The following is a 14517-nucleotide window of genomic DNA, read 5'->3' on the forward strand; positions in this document are numbered from 1 at the left end:
GGTAGAGCGCGGCGTCTTCGGTCCCATCGCCGCGTCATGCACGAAGGCTCGCTTACGCCACTTCGCGACTGTCTTGGGGTTCAGTCCATGCTGGGCGGCAAGATCTTTGAGCGGAGCTTTCGATCGCTGTAGCGTTGCTCTGACCGCGTGCGTGGTCGTGGCGCAGCCGTGAAGAACCTGTCCCATAACGCCTCCCGGTGTGCGGCGGTTACAGCTAAATTGATGCCACCACACCGCGGGACTGCACAGCTGCGTCACCAGCCCATCCGGCCCTGGCCAGCGCGGCGAGCATCGCCTTCCAGAACCCGCGCCGCGACCAGCGATTGAAGCGGTTGTAGACCGCGGTGCGCGGCCCATACGCCGCCGGGCAATCACGCCAGCGGCAGCCCGAGGTGAGGACGTGCAGGATGCCCGAGATGACCTGCCGGTCGTCGTTGCGCTCGGGTCCGGGCTGGTTCCTGGGCATGAACGGTTCGATCACCGCCCACTGCTCGTCCGAGAGCCAGAACAGGTTCGCCATCGTCACCTCCAGGCCGCAAACGGCCGCCTGGAATCACAAACTGCTAAACCATGCAATGGCTTGGTTCGCTTCACACCCTAAGGTAAGGTTTGGTTGATAACGGTGTGTCCGCTTTTCCCCGTCCAACGCCCCGAAGCAGCCATTCCGCAAACGGCCAGGACCGGCCGCCCGCTTCCCGCTCATCGCCACCGCTGTCCCGAAAGCAGTGGAGTATCGAAAGCGGACGTGGTGACAGCGGCACGTTCAACTCTCGATCGAGCTGAGGATGGCCCGACGCGCTCAGCTAATCGCACGCTGCTGAGTTTGACCCGACCAGCAGCAACCTTGGCTAGATACGTGGAGCCGCACAGCACCTGTGCTGTCAGTTCGCTGCGGATGGCCGCGCACCCGGCTCTGGGAACGTGCCCGAGGCGCCCGTACCGCTCATCCGGCGGTCGACGGCCGCGAGCGCATCGAGAAGGCGCTTCCGAAGCCGGGCCGCGCCCTCCGCCTCCAGGGCGTCGACATCGATGTAGAAGTCGATGCCTCTTGCATGCTCAGAGAAGATTTTCTCCGGGACCTCCGCGGTGAGATGGCCCTCAATGGCGTAGGGGACGACCTCACGGCTAATGCCCTTCATGTGGATCGGGTCACGCGGGCTCGCTTGAACGATGTCACTGACTAATGCGTAGGTCTCGTAGCTCAGGGTGATCCCGCCCGGCGCCGCGGCGGCTTGTAGGCGGGCTGCGAGGTTCGCTTCCGCGCCGATGATCGTATAGTCCATCCGCTCGTCGCTGCCGAAATTGCCAACATTGCAGTAACCCGTGTTGATGCCGATCCGGGCCTGAAACGGGCGCTCGATGCCGGATCGCCGCCAGCGGGCGTTCAGCTGGCCGAGGCGCTGCTGCATCTCGATAGCCATCCGGACACAGGCCTGCGCGTCCTCGCGGACACCCATGGTATCGGGGTCGCCGAAGAAGACCAGTATCGCGTCGCCAATATACTTGTCCACCGTACCGCCGTGCTTAAGCGCGATGGCGGTCATCTCGGTCAGATACTCGTTCAGAAGAGCGGTTAACTCCTCGGGCTGCAAGCGCTCAGTGGTGGCGGTGAAGTCTTTGATGTCGGAGAAAAAGATTGTCAGCTTTTTGCGCTCGGTGGTCACCGACACATCCCGTTCGCCGCTGAAGATGCTCTTGTAGACTTGGGGTGAGATGTATTTGGCGATCTGCACCGAGATCGAAGCCAGAAACCCATTCGACTCCGTCAGCTCTCGGTTCATCCGGTCGATAAGTCGGGATTGGCGCGCCTGCAGAAGCAGGAAGGTGGTACCGGCCAGAGCCGCCAGGATAAAGTAGCCGAGAAGATATTTGAAGGCGAAGACGTTGGCGACGATCGGCTGGTGCAGGACGATTTCCTGGATGCCGCGAACATCGCCGACCTTCCAATCAGTCTTTGGGCTCAGGGGATGGGCGTTGTGGCAGCGCACGCAGGCGGATTCCATCCGGATCGGGGCTGCGATGCGCACCTGGCGGTCGAAAATAGAACCCGTGTTCTCGCTGACGACCCCCGATTGTGGATGGGCGCGCAGGTCGGCCAAGGCCTGGGTCTCGAAGACGTCGAGCTCGTGCGGCTTGCGGTCCTTGAACGGCAGGTCGGAGACGAAGCGATATTTGACTGCCCCGTCCCCGCCGCTGATCCGCTCGCCGAGTTCCAGGGAAAGCGTCGCGGGAATCGGGATCGCGTTCGGCACGCCCTTGTAGTCGTGGCGCGTCTCGATCCGGCCAGTCGCGCTGTTGACCGCTTGGACTACGTCGCTGGCGTAGAAGCTCCGCATCTGGTCGATGATCCGGCCGGTTTCGATCGCCTGCGTAGCCAGCATGCGCTCGGACAGGCCGCGCAGGTCGAGCCAGACCGCGACCGGCAGCCCGGCCAAGCCGAACAGGATCGCTGCCACGAGGAGTGGTCCCATGAATCTTTGATGACGAGCCACCGATTCGCCAAAACTCGACATCGCCAATGGCCTCAGGGAACCGAGATGCTGTCTATATTGAACAAATCGCCTATATAGAATTACCATTGTTTTGAAAAGAAGTGCTTTCTGAGAGGCTGCTGAAACGGCGGCGCATTGGCAATGGCCAGACCAGATGCGGCCTTGCCGAGGTCACCGAATTACAGGATGTCGTCGCCCGAGATTGCCTCGCCATTTCGGGTCCAAATCGGTAGGACCGTTCCGCCGCCTGGCGCATGGATTTGGACGCGTTCGATCGCCGCGTGCGCCAGCGCCACGTTCACCTCGGTTTAGTCAGAAGCTCGGGTAGATCCAGGACAGGCTGGAGGTCTGAATGGGATCGCGAGCGTGCACGACAGCAGCGTCCGCTTTTCCGATTTCCAGTTTAAAAGCGGACCGGCCGCAATCGGCCAGATCCGGTCGGCTACTTTGCGCCCGAACGCGGCGACCCTCATTGCGACCGCGCTCCGTCAGCTCGGCAACGAAAAGCCGCGTGATTTTGGCGGAACAGTTTCCCCGAACGGCAGGGCCGACCAACCTGCGAACACCGCCTCTCTTCCCATGCTCTCCTCAATGCGCAGCATCTCGTTCCACTTGGCCATGCGCTCCGACCGAGTGAAGGATCCGACTTTCAACTGGCCGGCGTCCCAGCCGACCGCCAGATGGGCGATGGTGGTGTCTTCCGTCTCGCCGGAGCGGGCCGAGACTATGGTGCCGAAGCCGGACTCTCGCCCGGCGAGCAGGGCTGCATGAGTCTCCGTGACCGTTCCCGCCTGGTTCGGCTTGATCAGCACCGCATTGGCCGAGCGATCGCCGACTGCCCGCTTCACACGCTCAGCATTGGTCACCAGCAAGTCATCACCGACGATCTGGCAGCGCTGGCCATAGCTTGCTGTGAAGGCCCGGAACCCCTCAATGTCGTCCTCGGCCACGGGATCTTCGACGGACACGATGGGATACGCCCGCAGCCAGCGTCCGAGCATGTCGATCATCTCACCCGTGTCCAGCTTCCGGCCGTCGAGCGCCAAGGTATAAACGCCTGCTCGACCGAACTCGGACGCTGCGACATCTAGCGAGATTGCCACGTCAGCGCCTGGTTTGAAGCCCGCGGCTTCGATCGCCAGCACGAGAGTGTCCAGTGCTTCCTCGTTGGAAGCGAAGACAGGCCAGTACCCGCCTTCGTCCGCCACGCCTTGGAGCTTGCCGGCGTTGCGCATCAAGACACCGGCTGCCCGATAGATCTCGGCCGTCCAGTCCAGGGCCTCGGCGAAGGAGCCAGCACTCGGGCACATCACCATGAAGTCCTGAACGTCGACGCGCCGTTCGGCGTGTGCGCCGCCCCCAAAGATCTGGATCTCTGGGAGGGGGATGCGCACCCGCCGCGCTTCGGCCAGAAGCTTCCAGACCGGAAGTTTCACGGCGCGGGCGTGGGCTTGCAGCACGGCCATGGATGTCGCGACCATGGCATTGCCGCCCAAACGCGACTTGTCGGGCGTGCCGTCAAGCGCGATCATCGCCGCGTCGATCACCGGAAGGTCGCTCGCATCCATCCCCACCAGGGCCTGGGCGATCGGTCCCTTAACGTTGCCGATCGCGCGGCGCACGTCGAGACCGCCAAAGGCTTCGCCGGCATCTCGCAAGTCGACCGCCTCGCCCGAGCCGGTGGACGCCCCCGCAGGCGCGATGGCGCGACCGAAGGCCCGCTCGCCCAACGTCACCTCGACCTCGACGGTCGGGCGACCGCGGGAATCCCAAACCCTGCGTCCATGCACGGCCGTGATGGTCAAGTCGGTCAATGCAGGATCTCCTCGGCCCAGTGGCGTCGAATTTGGCACAGCCGCTGCGGACGGCTCACGATCAGGTGACGAGCCGTTCGTCTGACGCGCTCCCGGTCGGCCCCCGTCGTGATGTATTCGACGGGCGACTTCCCATCGACGCGGCCTAGAAACAGTGCCGGCAGAAGTCTCGCCGCGCGCGCCTCCACATCCTCGGACGCCTCCCACCGCACACCGGAGAGATAGGAGGCCGCCAGGGCATCGAAGCAGGCGAGGTACTGCGTCGCGTGCTGCCGCTTCCAGACGCACTTGAGGAGCAGGTGGTTGAGGCAAAAGGCCAAGTCGAAAGCTGGCTCGCCGTACCAGGCGCATTCGGCATCGAGCAGCACAGGTCCGGCTGAACCGACGAGGATATTCTTCGGACTGATGTCGCCGTGCACTAGGACGAGCTTGCGCGTGATCGTCGCTCGGGAGAGAGCGCAGAGCTCCTCTGCGAGGTCGCCGTGCCGTCTCGCGGTCGCCTCTAGGTAGGGTTCCAGGCGAATGGCGAGGAACGTCCTATCGTTGGCGAAGTTGCGGGCTACGTCGGCCGAATGCGCGGTCGCCGCGTGAACAGCGGCAATGGTTTGGCCAACCACCGAGGCGAAGGCAGAGCTGGCCCGGCCGTCGCGGAGCTCATCCTTCCAAATCGGATGGCGCGCTGGATCCATGTAAGTCATCGCGAATAAGCCCAAGGCGGGTTCGTGCGCGAGGATGTCCGGCACCGCCTGCGGAACGGCACGCTTCGCCTCAATGAACCAGCCCACTTCGCTGGCATTACGCGATACCGGGGCGTTCCATTCCTGCGCGACGCGCAGGCGAGCCAGCGCCTTTTTGACAACGAAGCTGCGGTCGCCGACCTCGACCCGAAAGATGTCTGAGGCCACCCCGCCGGTGAGAGGTATGAGCCGCACTCCTTCGCCGGGCTTCACTAGCCCGGACCGGTTGAAGAATTCGCTCATCGCCGGATCGGCCACGGCTGGCGACGTCGAACTCACACCCATGCCGAGCCTCACCCTCACCGGGATCCGAGCAAATCGCGCGTTCGACGCTACGCTGCTGGGCGCCCGCGCGCCACGAGGGCGATCCCTGCCAGCGCCGCGCAGGCGGACCGCAATGCGTCCCACACCTGCTGCTCCCGGACCGAGGGGCTCAGCGCGTGGTTGCAGACGATAGCAGTATTCACCCCTGACCGGACCCGGCTGATCCCTTTAATCAGCGCAGCCTAAAACCGGTCCGTCAGGTTAAGATACAAGGCGTGGCACTCCGACCTTACGGGCTACTCGTCCCCCATTTCCTTGTGCTCGGTAAGCTCATCCTCGTTTTCGACGTCATCGCCGAGCAGCTCGTCTAAATCTTGGATCAGACCCGCGACCTGCTGCTCGGTCACACGCACCCGGAAGACCTCACCATCTTCGTTCTCGAACGTGAGGTGGAACTCACCCCGGATTTCGTCGGCGAGCATGCGGACTAGCTTCTTGGGCAATGTCATCGCGGTCGCCTCCTGCCTCTGAAAGAACGCGTCAAAAGGAAGGGCGGTGCCGCATCTTCACGGACGAGCCACACGCGGCGGCCCAAGCTGAGCAGGTGACGAGCATCAGACCCAGAATGTCAGGCAACTGGGAAGCGGATACCGCAGCACCCCTTCCTTCAGGTCCGAAATGCGCCCATCCCGGTCATTCGGTGAGCTGTCACGATTTCCCGCAAGCGGACACGACCATCAATGTTCGGAGGGCGGCTTACGGGGCGAACTAAAGGTACGGAAGCGGCCGCTGCGATGGCCGAACAGTCCTTCATCGTGTCTGTCCCGCGGCCGTCCCGCCGAGCTCCACAATGATCTCTGACGTTCGCGATTTTGCGTTCCAGAAGCTAGAGGCCACCGCATGGAACGCTTATGATCCGTGGCTCGGATCGTTCCAGTAGGGCAGGCCCTATTGGATCGGCGACGCCATTGCGCTTCGTGCATGGCTACGAACAAGCGAGCCGTAGACGTGCGTAGCAGCTGCTTGCGGAAAGCGGCCATGACGCTCGCCACTAGCGCGGGTCGGCGAACATGGCTCTGCCTGATAGTTTCGCGGTATGAAGCAATCGCATTCCCACCTGTGGCCGGGTGTGCCGCTGGCCCTCCTTTCTGCCGTGCTGTTCGGAGCCTCGGCTCCTGTCGCCAAGCTGCTCCTCGGCGTGATGCCACCTCAATTGCTCGCTGGGCTGCTCTACCTCGGCGCTGGCAGCGGACTGGCGGCCGTGCATGCCGCCCGGGCGATGCTCGGCGTCTCGGCGCCGGAAGCTCCTTTGCGTCGTCACGATCTGCCGTGGCTGGCAGCGGTGGTACTTTTCGGCGGGTTGGCTGGGCCGCTCCTGCTGATGTTGGGGCTGGCGCGCACCTCGGCCACCTCCGGCTCCCTCCTGCTCAATCTCGAAGGACTGGCCACCATGCTCATCGCGTGGATGGTATTCCGGGAGAACGTCGATCGGCGTCTCCTGCTCGGTGCGTTCGCCATCCTCATGGGTGCGGTCGTGTTGTCGTGGAACGGCGAAGGCGTGCGCCTCGATGCGGGTGCGGCGCTGATCGCCGCGGCCTGTCTGGCCTGGGGCATCGACAACAACCTGACGCGCAAACTCTCCTCGGCCCACCCGGTGGTGACGGCGACCATCAAGGGTCTGGTGGCTGGCAGCGTGAATGTCGCCCTGGCTCTCCTGCTGGGCGCGACCGTGCCGCCCATTGCTACGATCGGCGCGGCGGCCGTGGTCGGGTTCCTCGGGGTCGGGGTGAGCCTCGTCCTGTTCATGCTGGCATTGCGCCACCTCGGCGCGGCGCGCACCGGGGCATACTTCTCGCTCGCGCCCTTCATCGGTGCGGTGATTGCCGTCGCGCTGCTGAGCGAGCCCGTCACGATCCAGGTCGTCGTGGCCGGTCTGCTGATGGGGATCGGCCTGTGGCTGCACCTCGCGGAGCGCCACGAGCACGAGCACGCTCACGAGGTCATGGAGCACGAGCACATCCACGTCCACGACGAGCACCACCAGCACGAGCATGACGGTCCGGTGATGGAACCACACTCGCACTGGCACCGGCACAAGCCGCTGCGGCACACCCATCCGCATTATCCCGATCTGCATCACCGGCACGGGCATCGTTAAGAGCAGGAGCCAATCCTGTAGCGCCCTTCAGAAGCAGGGCCGTTGCGTGCAGAACGTCGGCTGGCGCCCGCCAGCCTGAGGAGGTTGCGGAACTCAAGCGCTTTCTCTGGTCCAAAACCCGCGGCCGCGGCGAGAACCACCGCAGATACCGGCAGTGATCAGTCTCGTCGAAGCGAGAGAACCCGACCCGTTGCGACCCGAGCAATAGCCGCGAAGGCATGTGAGAAAATTCGTTAACGAAACATCTTCATCCTGCCGCTCGAATCGATGTCAAATCGCTTTTTGAGAGCTACGTGGATGAACAAGGCAGTGGCTCCAGCCGAACTTCGCTCCGGAGCCCCATCGCAGGCAAACTCCACCTCGAAGCCTCGCAGCGACCTGGGTACGATCGTTATCCATTGGCTGACGGTCGTCGCCATGGTGGCGAGCTTGTTCACCGGCCTGCGCATCTCGGCCGACGCCCGCACGGCCGTGTTCGCCAAGTGGATCGCGCCCATCCTTCCGCAGGGTGAAGTCTGGACCGTGCACTTCCTCGCGGGCCTCGCGCTATTCTTCTGCCTGACCGCCTACGTCCTGTACCTCGTGCTCGGGGGCCTGTTAGATCGCAACGCGCCGCGCAGGATGCGTGCTCTCGCGCTGCCCGGGTCTACAGCCGCCGCTCGAAAGGCACGCTGGGGCGGCGTCAACGTGCTGCTGCACTGGTTCATCTATGCCGTCGTCTTGATCATGACCGGCACGGGGATCGCCCTCTATCTGGGCTTCGGTGGGTGGGTCGTCTGGCTGCATGCGACCTGCGCCCTGATCGCGCTCGGTTACATCGCGATCCACATGACCACCCACTTCCTGTACGGCGGCTGGCAACAACTGCTCCGGTTGTTTCGTCCAGCAGCGCTCACCAGCGCTGCGGCTTCTCGCAAGCCCCTCCTGATCGCGTCCCTGGTCGGCATACCGGTGATCACCGGTCTCGCGGCCGTCGACGTCGCGACACGCGACCACCTCGACGTCCGACCGGTCAACCGCGCTCCGGATCTCGCGAAGCTCCTCGACGACGACGTCTGGAAAACCGCTCGTCCGGTGACGATCCGGACGATGCAGGGCATCAACCTGAAGGACGGATCTGGCGAGTCGACCGTCGAGATCCGTGCCGTTCGGGACGAGGCCCGCATCTACTTCGCGTTCCGGTGGGAAGATCCCTCCAGATCGACCCGACGGCTACCGATGATCAAGCGCGAGGACGGATGGCACCTGCTGGGCGACAGCCCGTTCATCGACGACGTCACCACGTTCTATGAAGACAAGTTCRCCGTCATCTTCTCCACGAGCGACGCATTCGGGTCCGGCGGTGTCTCCCATCTCGGGCCGAAGCCGCATCCCGACTTCCCCGGCTCGCGCAACGGGCGCGGGCTCCACTACACGGACGGCCATATGGTCGACATGTGGCAGTGGAAGGCCTCACGCGGCGGCCTGCTCGGGGAGGTCGACGACATGTATATCGGCCCGCCCCGACAGCCGACGCAGAACGAGGCTGCGCAGCTCAACCGATATCAGGCCGGTTACTGGGGCGATCCGGGCGACACGCCCTACACGTACAATTTCAAGCTCATGACGCCCGCGGACTACAAGGGTGGCCCGGTCACACCGCTGAAGCTGCCGAAGGATCATGTCGCCATGACCCGGGCGATGGGCACATGGAACGACGACCCCAACGCCGGGACGGACGATGGCTCGAAATGGTGGATGCTGCCTCAGGACACCGTCGACTACACCGCTGAAGCGGACGCGAAGGTGCCGGTGGGAACGATCATGCCGGCGGTCTTGATCACCGGTAACCATTCCGGGGACCGCTACGATCTCAAGGGGGCGGCCGACTGGCGCGACGGCCATTGGACATTGATCGTCAGCCGAGCCCTGAAGTCGGAGAGCAAGTACGACGCATCCTTCGTCCCCGGCACCCACCTCTACATGTGGGTCGGCGTCTTCGATCATACCCAGACCCGACATACCCGGCACACGCGGCCGGTCGTCATGGACGTACGTTGAAGCCAGGTCCCGGTCGAAGAGGAAGCTTATGGATCGACGTCTGTTCGAAATGTCCCGGGCGCGTTCGTCGTGCTCGAAACATCGACTTCGTGCATCGTACCGCAGGTAACCTTTAGGGATCACCTGTGAGCGTCGGCCAGCCGCCGGAGCGTCGTCGCAGCCAGGACGTCAGGCGCCTCATCGGGGATCGGGAACACCGAGCTCACGTTGATTTCGCAGAGCACGTAGGTGTCCTCGCCGCCGGCATCCTTCGGCCCGAGCAGGAAGTCGGCGTCCCAGATGACGGGCAGGTCTTCCAGCTTCAACCCGAGCAGGTTCGTCATCTCGGGTATCCAGTCCTGTTCGAGCAGGCATCGCAAGCGCTGGAACCGCTCGTCCTCCGGTCCGGAATAGAGGCGCGGCGGCGCCCGTCCGTGCTCAGGCGGCGCCAGGGCAGTGACGAGCTGGGTGCCGAACCCCGCCGCCTGCGTGCCGCTGACATAGCAGCGGACCATCCCCTCCAGATGTCGCATCTGGAACGGCTGGTCGACGAGGGTGAGGCCCGCCGCGAAGTCGGAGGCGCGCTGCGCCAGGAATGCGTCGAGCGGCACGATGCGCCGGCTCCTGTCGCTCGCCTCCTGAACCAGGACTTCCTCCGCGCTGGCGGCGCGCTCCACCTTCCACACGCCAATGCCACCGTTGCCGCGGCTGCGCTTCAGCACCCGCGGCCCCTCGGCCAAGCGCCGGGGGAACGCCGCCGCGAGGGCGGCACAGCTTGCATAGAGATGCGTATCCGTTCCCCAGCCCATCTCCCGCGTCCGGTACAGCACCTCCTTGGTGCCCATCCGGTCGATCACGTCAGGGTGGGCGCTGACGAGGATCCCGGCGGCGGCGACCTCCCGCAGCAGCGCGTCGAGGGCGCCTCGGTCCTCGCCGGTGTCCTTCGTCACGGGGTTCACCCAGACGAGCACCGCATCGACAGCCAGTAGCTGGGCCAGCAGGACGTCGGCCTGTCCCTCGACCCAGACGGCGGGTTCGCCGGCGAGCCCGTGCCGCTCCAAAGCGGCGAACACCGCCGCGAACCGGCGGGTCTCCGGACGCGTCGCGGCCCGAGCCTGGGCGTCGCCGCGCCAGACGACGGCGACCTTGAAGGGATGCCGACCTGGAACAGTCATCGTCAGCACCGGGAGGATGGCTGGGGCGGCTCTAGAGCGAGAGGTGGGCGCGCTCGGTTTACCCCCCGCAGGGCCAGCGCTGCCGGAAGGCGAGGCTGGCCCCCGCCAGCATGTCGGTCCGAAGCAGCGCCTCGTTGGCGTGCGCCCAGGTCATGTACGTCTCGGCCAGAGCCTCAATGGTGTAGTCGGCGGCGCAGATCCCGCCCTTGTCGCCGCCATCGCCGAAGGCCGCCAGCGTGTCGGCGACACCCATGAGGTAGGCGCTGCACCAGCCCGAGGCCTCGCCGCGCTCGGCGAGGCAGACGCGGTACAGGTCCCCCGACCGCCTCTCTCGGATGTCGACCGAAGCGGCCGGCGGCACCGCCGGGGCACCGGCACCCTGGCTACCCTGATCCAGGGTGCAAGACGTGCCCTCGCATCCGGCGGCGCTCGCTTGCGGAACCGTTGCCAGAAGGGAGACGGTGCTTGCGGCCGCCACGACGACCGCGAGGCACCGCCGCCTGGAGTTCACCGACATCGTCACCATGGCGACGCCCCTGCGCATCAGCCCTTCGCGACCTTCACCTGGTCGAGCGCGTCCCTCAAGCCCTTGGCCAGCTTGCCCGCGTCGTCGTTCGCCCAGAAGTGCATGAAGAACAGCCGCGGCTCGTCGTCGAGCATGTGGTTGTGGAGCGCGGTGACCTCGATGCCGCTCTCCCACAGCGCCTTGATGACCGGGTTCACCTCGTCCGCCGTCAGGACGAAGTCGCCGGTGATGGCTGCCTTGCCCCCGCCGGTCGGCTGGAAGTTGATGGCGATCGCCGAGCCCATGGCCTCGGGCACGGTCATGCCGTGATCCTTCGGCGTCTCGGAGCGCGGCACGCTCACGGCGTAGACGCCGCCGTTGACCTTGCCCTTGCGCCCGATGGCCGCGTCGATGGCCGCCGTGTCGAGGTCGAGTGCCTGATCCGGCGCGGTCGCCTTCGCCGGCACCGGTCCCTCGCCGGCAGAGGCCGGTTCGGTTTTCCCGGAAGGCGGGGAGCCACCCGCAGTCTCGCTGCCGAAGGGCGTCCGGCTGGCGCCCAGCGCCCCCGCCAGGACGGTGGCGAGCTTGCCGGGCTCGCCGTGCCCGGAGACGTGCATGTAGAGGGTGCTCGGCGAGGCCCGCAGCAGGTGATTGTGGATGGCGGTGATCTCGACCCCGTTCTCGACGAGGCACTTCATCACCGGGTTCACCTCGTCCTCGGTCAGGACGAGGTCGCCCATGACCATGACCTCGTTCCCGCCCCCGTGCCGCACAAAGGCGAGCCAGGAGCCCAGGGCGAGGGACGGCTTCAACTGTACGCCGTCGAGGGTGACCTTCAGGTCGGTCCGGGGCAGGCCGACGCGGTAGACCCCGCCCGGCATGGCGGTTCCGGGTTTGCCGAGCCCGGTGGCGATGGCGTCTTGCCAGGGCTCAACGGCTGACGCACGGGTCACGAGAGCGCCCAAGACGGCGATGGATGCAAGCAAGCGACGGCATGGTCGTCTCCTCGGTTGTTGTCGGGCTTCGTCTTCCTCAGGACCGGCGGGCCGGCACCTGCAGCACGCCCTCGTCCGGCAACGTGCCGTCGCTGCGCCGGAATTCGACGCGGTTGCCGGCCATCCAGACCTGGACGCAGCGGTCGGCCTCCAGACAGAGCCCGTTTCCGTCGATCCGCCACCGTGCGTCTCGCGCCCGTCCGAGGGACACGACGTGCAGGCGACCACCCGGCTCGAAGCGGTAGGCCCAGTGCACATCGTCGGTGACCTCCTTGCCGACGAGTCGCGCCCGGATCTCGGAGGCGGTCAGTTGGCGGAACGCCTCGCCGGCGGGCGCCGAACCTGACGCCAGGACGAGCAGGGTGACCGCCGCGGCGCGTCGCCCGGTTCCCATCACACAAGACCTCCCAGATGCAGGGCGACGCCGGCCGCGGCGCAGGCCGCGAGCGTCTGGATCATGCCGACCTTGAACCGGAACACCGCCAGGACCGCCGCGGCCGCCAGGACGAGCCCCCACGGGTTGAGGCTCGACGGGACTGGCACATCGAAGCCGATAGGCCCGGCTGCGAACGGTCGCGTCTTGGCGAAGACAGTGTGCAGTGCGAACCAGACCGCGAGGTTCAGGATCACGCCGACCACCGCCGCGGTGATGGCCGAGAGCGCGCCGGCGAGTGCGCGGTTGCAGCGCAGGCGTTCGACGTAGGGGGCGCCGACGAAGATCCAGAGGAAGCAGGGCGCGAAGGTCACCCAGGTGGTCAGCAGGCCGCCGAGCGTACCGGCCAGCAGTGGCGGCAGCGAGCCCGGGGCGCGGTAGGCCGCCAGGAAGCCCACGAGCTGGGTGCATCTTCGAGAAGAACACCGCGATCTGGGCGAAGACGTCGTCCGGCCCGACGGCGAGGAGGATGGCGACGACCGGCACCAGCCAGATCGCACCCCAGGTCAGCAGCATCCGCAGCGTGTGCCCTGCAGCCGCACGTTCCTGCGGGAGTTCGTGGTCGTCGAGGAGGACGGGTCCTTCGACGGCCTTGCCGCCGGCACCGTGCCCGCCGGCCTTGAACTGCGGCAGTCCGGCCCGGCCGCCGAGATAGCCAATGACGCCGGCCGTCAGCACGATCAGCGGGAAGGGCACATCGAGGAAGAAGATCGCCACGAACGCCGCCGCCGCGAGCCCGACCATGACCGGCCCCTTGAGCGCTCGCTTGCCGATGCGGATCACGGCCTGGAGCACGATGGCCAGCACGGCCGCCTTCAGCCCGAAGAACAGGCCGGCAATGAGCCCGACGTTGCCGTAGAGGGCGTAGATCCAGCTCAGCGCCATGATGGCGACGATGCCCGGCAGGACGAACAGCCCGCCCGCGACGAGCCCACCGCGGGTGCCGTGCATAAGCCAGCCGACATAGGTCGCGAGCTGCTGCGCCTCGGGGCCAGGCAGCAGCGTGCAGAAGTTCAGGGCGTGCAGGAAGCGGCTCTCGGAAATCCAGCGCAGCTCCTCGACAAGGATGCGATGCATGACGGCGATCTGTCCCGCCGGGCCACCGAACGAGAGCGCGGCGATGCGGGTCCAGACGGGCAGCGCCTCGGTGAGGGTGACGGGCGCGGGCGGTACGACCGGAGTCTCCGCCGCGCGTGACGCGGCATCCATGACGGCGCTGCCCACGATCAAGCCCCCGACCGAGGCTTGTTGATCGGCCAGTTGTGACCCTCGTCGGTTGCGTCACGGCACCAGCGGTAGAAGGCGTCGTAAAGCAGCATGCCCGCATCGAGCTGGGCGAGGTCGTCGGCGTAGATCCGCGACAAGCCGAGCGAGGCGGCGAGCAATCCCGCGGCCTCGGGTGCGAGGTCCGGCCGGGCGGTATCAGCGCCGCGAACCAGCGTGGCGAGGTGCAGGAGCGGCGGCGTGGCTAACCCTAGCTCCTGCACCATGACGTCGAAGGTGCACAGCTCGCCCCGGTGGCTCCAAAACGCGTCGGGCGCGTCGATGTCGAACGCCTCTCCGTTGAAGCGTCGCGCCACCTCCTCGACCTCGGCGGTTGGAACGAAGAGGAACACCGCCTTGGGATCGACGAAGCGCCTGATCAACCAGGGGCAGGCGATGCGGTCGACCTTAGATGTGCAGTCCCGCGGTGTGGTGGCATCAATTTAGCTGTAACCGCCGCACACCGGGAGGCGTTATGGGACAGGTTCTTCACGGCTGCGCCACGACCACGCACGCGGTCAGAGCAACGCTACAGCGATCGAAAGCTCCGCTCAAAGATCTTGCCGCCCAGCATGGACTGAACCCCAAGACAGTCGCGAAGTGGCGTAAGCGAGCCTTCGTGCATGACGCGGCGATGGGACCGAAGACGCCGCGCTCTACCG

General features: G+C 65.7%; 10 protein-coding genes and 5 pseudogenes. 3 read left to right on the forward strand and 12 right to left on the reverse strand.

Annotation, left to right across the window (positions count from 1 at the left end):
- The 6 genes and pseudogenes from ACXJKQ_RS26640 to ACXJKQ_RS26665 form a co-directional block, all read right to left on the reverse strand.
- Window positions 1-186: pseudogene (locus ACXJKQ_RS26640) on the reverse strand (IS481 family transposase); the annotation flags it as partial.
- Between the two features lie 64 nt (window positions 187-250).
- Window positions 251-520: pseudogene (locus tag ACXJKQ_RS26645) on the reverse strand (transposase); the annotation flags it as partial.
- A gap of 361 nt (window positions 521-881) precedes the next feature.
- Window positions 882-2513: an adenylate/guanylate cyclase domain-containing protein gene (locus tag ACXJKQ_RS26650; RefSeq protein WP_457108686.1), complete on the reverse strand. Its 1632-nt coding sequence runs from the start codon at window positions 2511-2513 to the stop codon at window positions 882-884.
- A gap of 467 nt (window positions 2514-2980) precedes the next feature.
- A complete protein-coding gene (gene eno, locus ACXJKQ_RS26655) occupies window positions 2981-4306 on the reverse strand; it encodes a phosphopyruvate hydratase (RefSeq protein ID WP_457108687.1) in 1326 nt (441 codons plus the stop codon).
- Complete coding sequence (locus ACXJKQ_RS26660; RefSeq protein WP_457108688.1) at window positions 4303-5286, reverse strand: phosphotransferase family protein; 984 nt, start codon at window positions 5284-5286, stop codon at window positions 4303-4305. Before ACXJKQ_RS26660 ends, eno begins: the two co-directional genes overlap by 4 nt.
- A gap of 317 nt (window positions 5287-5603) precedes the next feature.
- Window positions 5604-5816, reverse strand: coding sequence for a hypothetical protein (locus ACXJKQ_RS26665; RefSeq protein WP_457108689.1), 213 nt, complete (start codon window positions 5814-5816; stop codon window positions 5604-5606).
- A gap of 587 nt (window positions 5817-6403) precedes the next feature.
- Here ACXJKQ_RS26665 and ACXJKQ_RS26670 point away from each other — a divergent pair.
- A complete protein-coding gene (locus ACXJKQ_RS26670; protein ID WP_457108690.1) occupies window positions 6404-7465 on the forward strand; it encodes a DMT family transporter in 1062 nt (353 codons plus the stop codon).
- A 297-nt stretch (window positions 7466-7762) separates the two neighbouring features.
- Window positions 7763-9505: an ethylbenzene dehydrogenase-related protein gene (locus tag ACXJKQ_RS26675; protein ID WP_457108691.1), complete on the forward strand. Its 1743-nt coding sequence runs from the start codon at window positions 7763-7765 to the stop codon at window positions 9503-9505.
- A gap of 119 nt (window positions 9506-9624) precedes the next feature.
- On the opposite strand, the gene ACXJKQ_RS26680 is transcribed toward ACXJKQ_RS26675, so the two are convergent.
- From ACXJKQ_RS26680 to ACXJKQ_RS26705, 6 genes and pseudogenes are all read right to left on the reverse strand, one after another.
- Entirely contained in the window at window positions 9625-10659 is a 1035-nt protein-coding gene (locus ACXJKQ_RS26680) for a Cj0069 family protein (protein WP_457108692.1), read from the reverse strand.
- A 58-nt stretch (window positions 10660-10717) separates the two neighbouring features.
- The gene (locus ACXJKQ_RS26685; protein ID WP_457108693.1) at window positions 10718-11203 is read right to left on the reverse strand and encodes a Rap1a/Tai family immunity protein; all 486 of its coding nucleotides are present in this window, start codon (window positions 11201-11203) and stop codon (window positions 10718-10720) included.
- Window positions 11203-12117 (reverse strand): DUF1259 domain-containing protein, encoded by a 915-nt coding sequence (locus ACXJKQ_RS26690; protein WP_457108694.1) that lies wholly within the window; start codon window positions 12115-12117, stop codon window positions 11203-11205. Before ACXJKQ_RS26690 ends, ACXJKQ_RS26685 begins: the two co-directional genes overlap by 1 nt.
- A gap of 79 nt (window positions 12118-12196) precedes the next feature.
- Complete coding sequence (locus ACXJKQ_RS26695) at window positions 12197-12553, reverse strand: hypothetical protein (protein ID WP_457108695.1); 357 nt, start codon at window positions 12551-12553, stop codon at window positions 12197-12199.
- Window positions 12553-13801, reverse strand: a pseudogene (locus ACXJKQ_RS26700) (chromate transporter). The gene ACXJKQ_RS26695 and the pseudogene ACXJKQ_RS26700 overlap by 1 nt, the downstream one beginning before the upstream one ends.
- Before the next feature lie 17 nt (window positions 13802-13818).
- Window positions 13819-14265 (reverse strand): annotated as a pseudogene (locus ACXJKQ_RS26705) (chromate resistance protein ChrB domain-containing protein); the annotation flags it as partial.
- Window positions 14266-14330: 65 nt separating this feature from the next.
- Between ACXJKQ_RS26705 and ACXJKQ_RS26710 the strand changes: the two are divergent.
- A pseudogene (locus ACXJKQ_RS26710) lies at window positions 14331-14517 on the forward strand (IS481 family transposase); the annotation flags it as partial.

Source organism: Methylobacterium sp. P5_C11, from assembly GCF_054049775.1.

Bases quoted from the DNA above. Each gene is read 5' to 3' on its own strand.
- ACXJKQ_RS26650 (WP_457108686.1), bottom strand. From the start codon at position 2,513: ATGTCGAGTTTTGGCGAATCGGTGGCTCGTCATCAAAGATTCATGGGA.
- ACXJKQ_RS26660 (WP_457108688.1), bottom strand. From the start codon at position 5,286: ATGAGCGAATTCTTCAACCGGTCCGGGCTAGTGAAGCCCGGCGAAGGA.
- ACXJKQ_RS26665 (WP_457108689.1), bottom strand. From the start codon at position 5,816: ATGACATTGCCCAAGAAGCTAGTCCGCATGCTCGCCGACGAAATCCGG.
- ACXJKQ_RS26670 (WP_457108690.1), top strand. From the start codon at position 6,404: ATGAAGCAATCGCATTCCCACCTGTGGCCGGGTGTGCCGCTGGCCCTC.
- ACXJKQ_RS26680 (WP_457108692.1), bottom strand. From the start codon at position 10,659: ATGACTGTTCCAGGTCGGCATCCCTTCAAGGTCGCCGTCGTCTGGCGC.
- ACXJKQ_RS26685 (WP_457108693.1), bottom strand. From the start codon at position 11,203: ATGCGCAGGGGCGTCGCCATGGTGACGATGTCGGTGAACTCCAGGCGG.
- ACXJKQ_RS26695 (WP_457108695.1), bottom strand. From the start codon at position 12,553: ATGGGAACCGGGCGACGCGCCGCGGCGGTCACCCTGCTCGTCCTGGCG.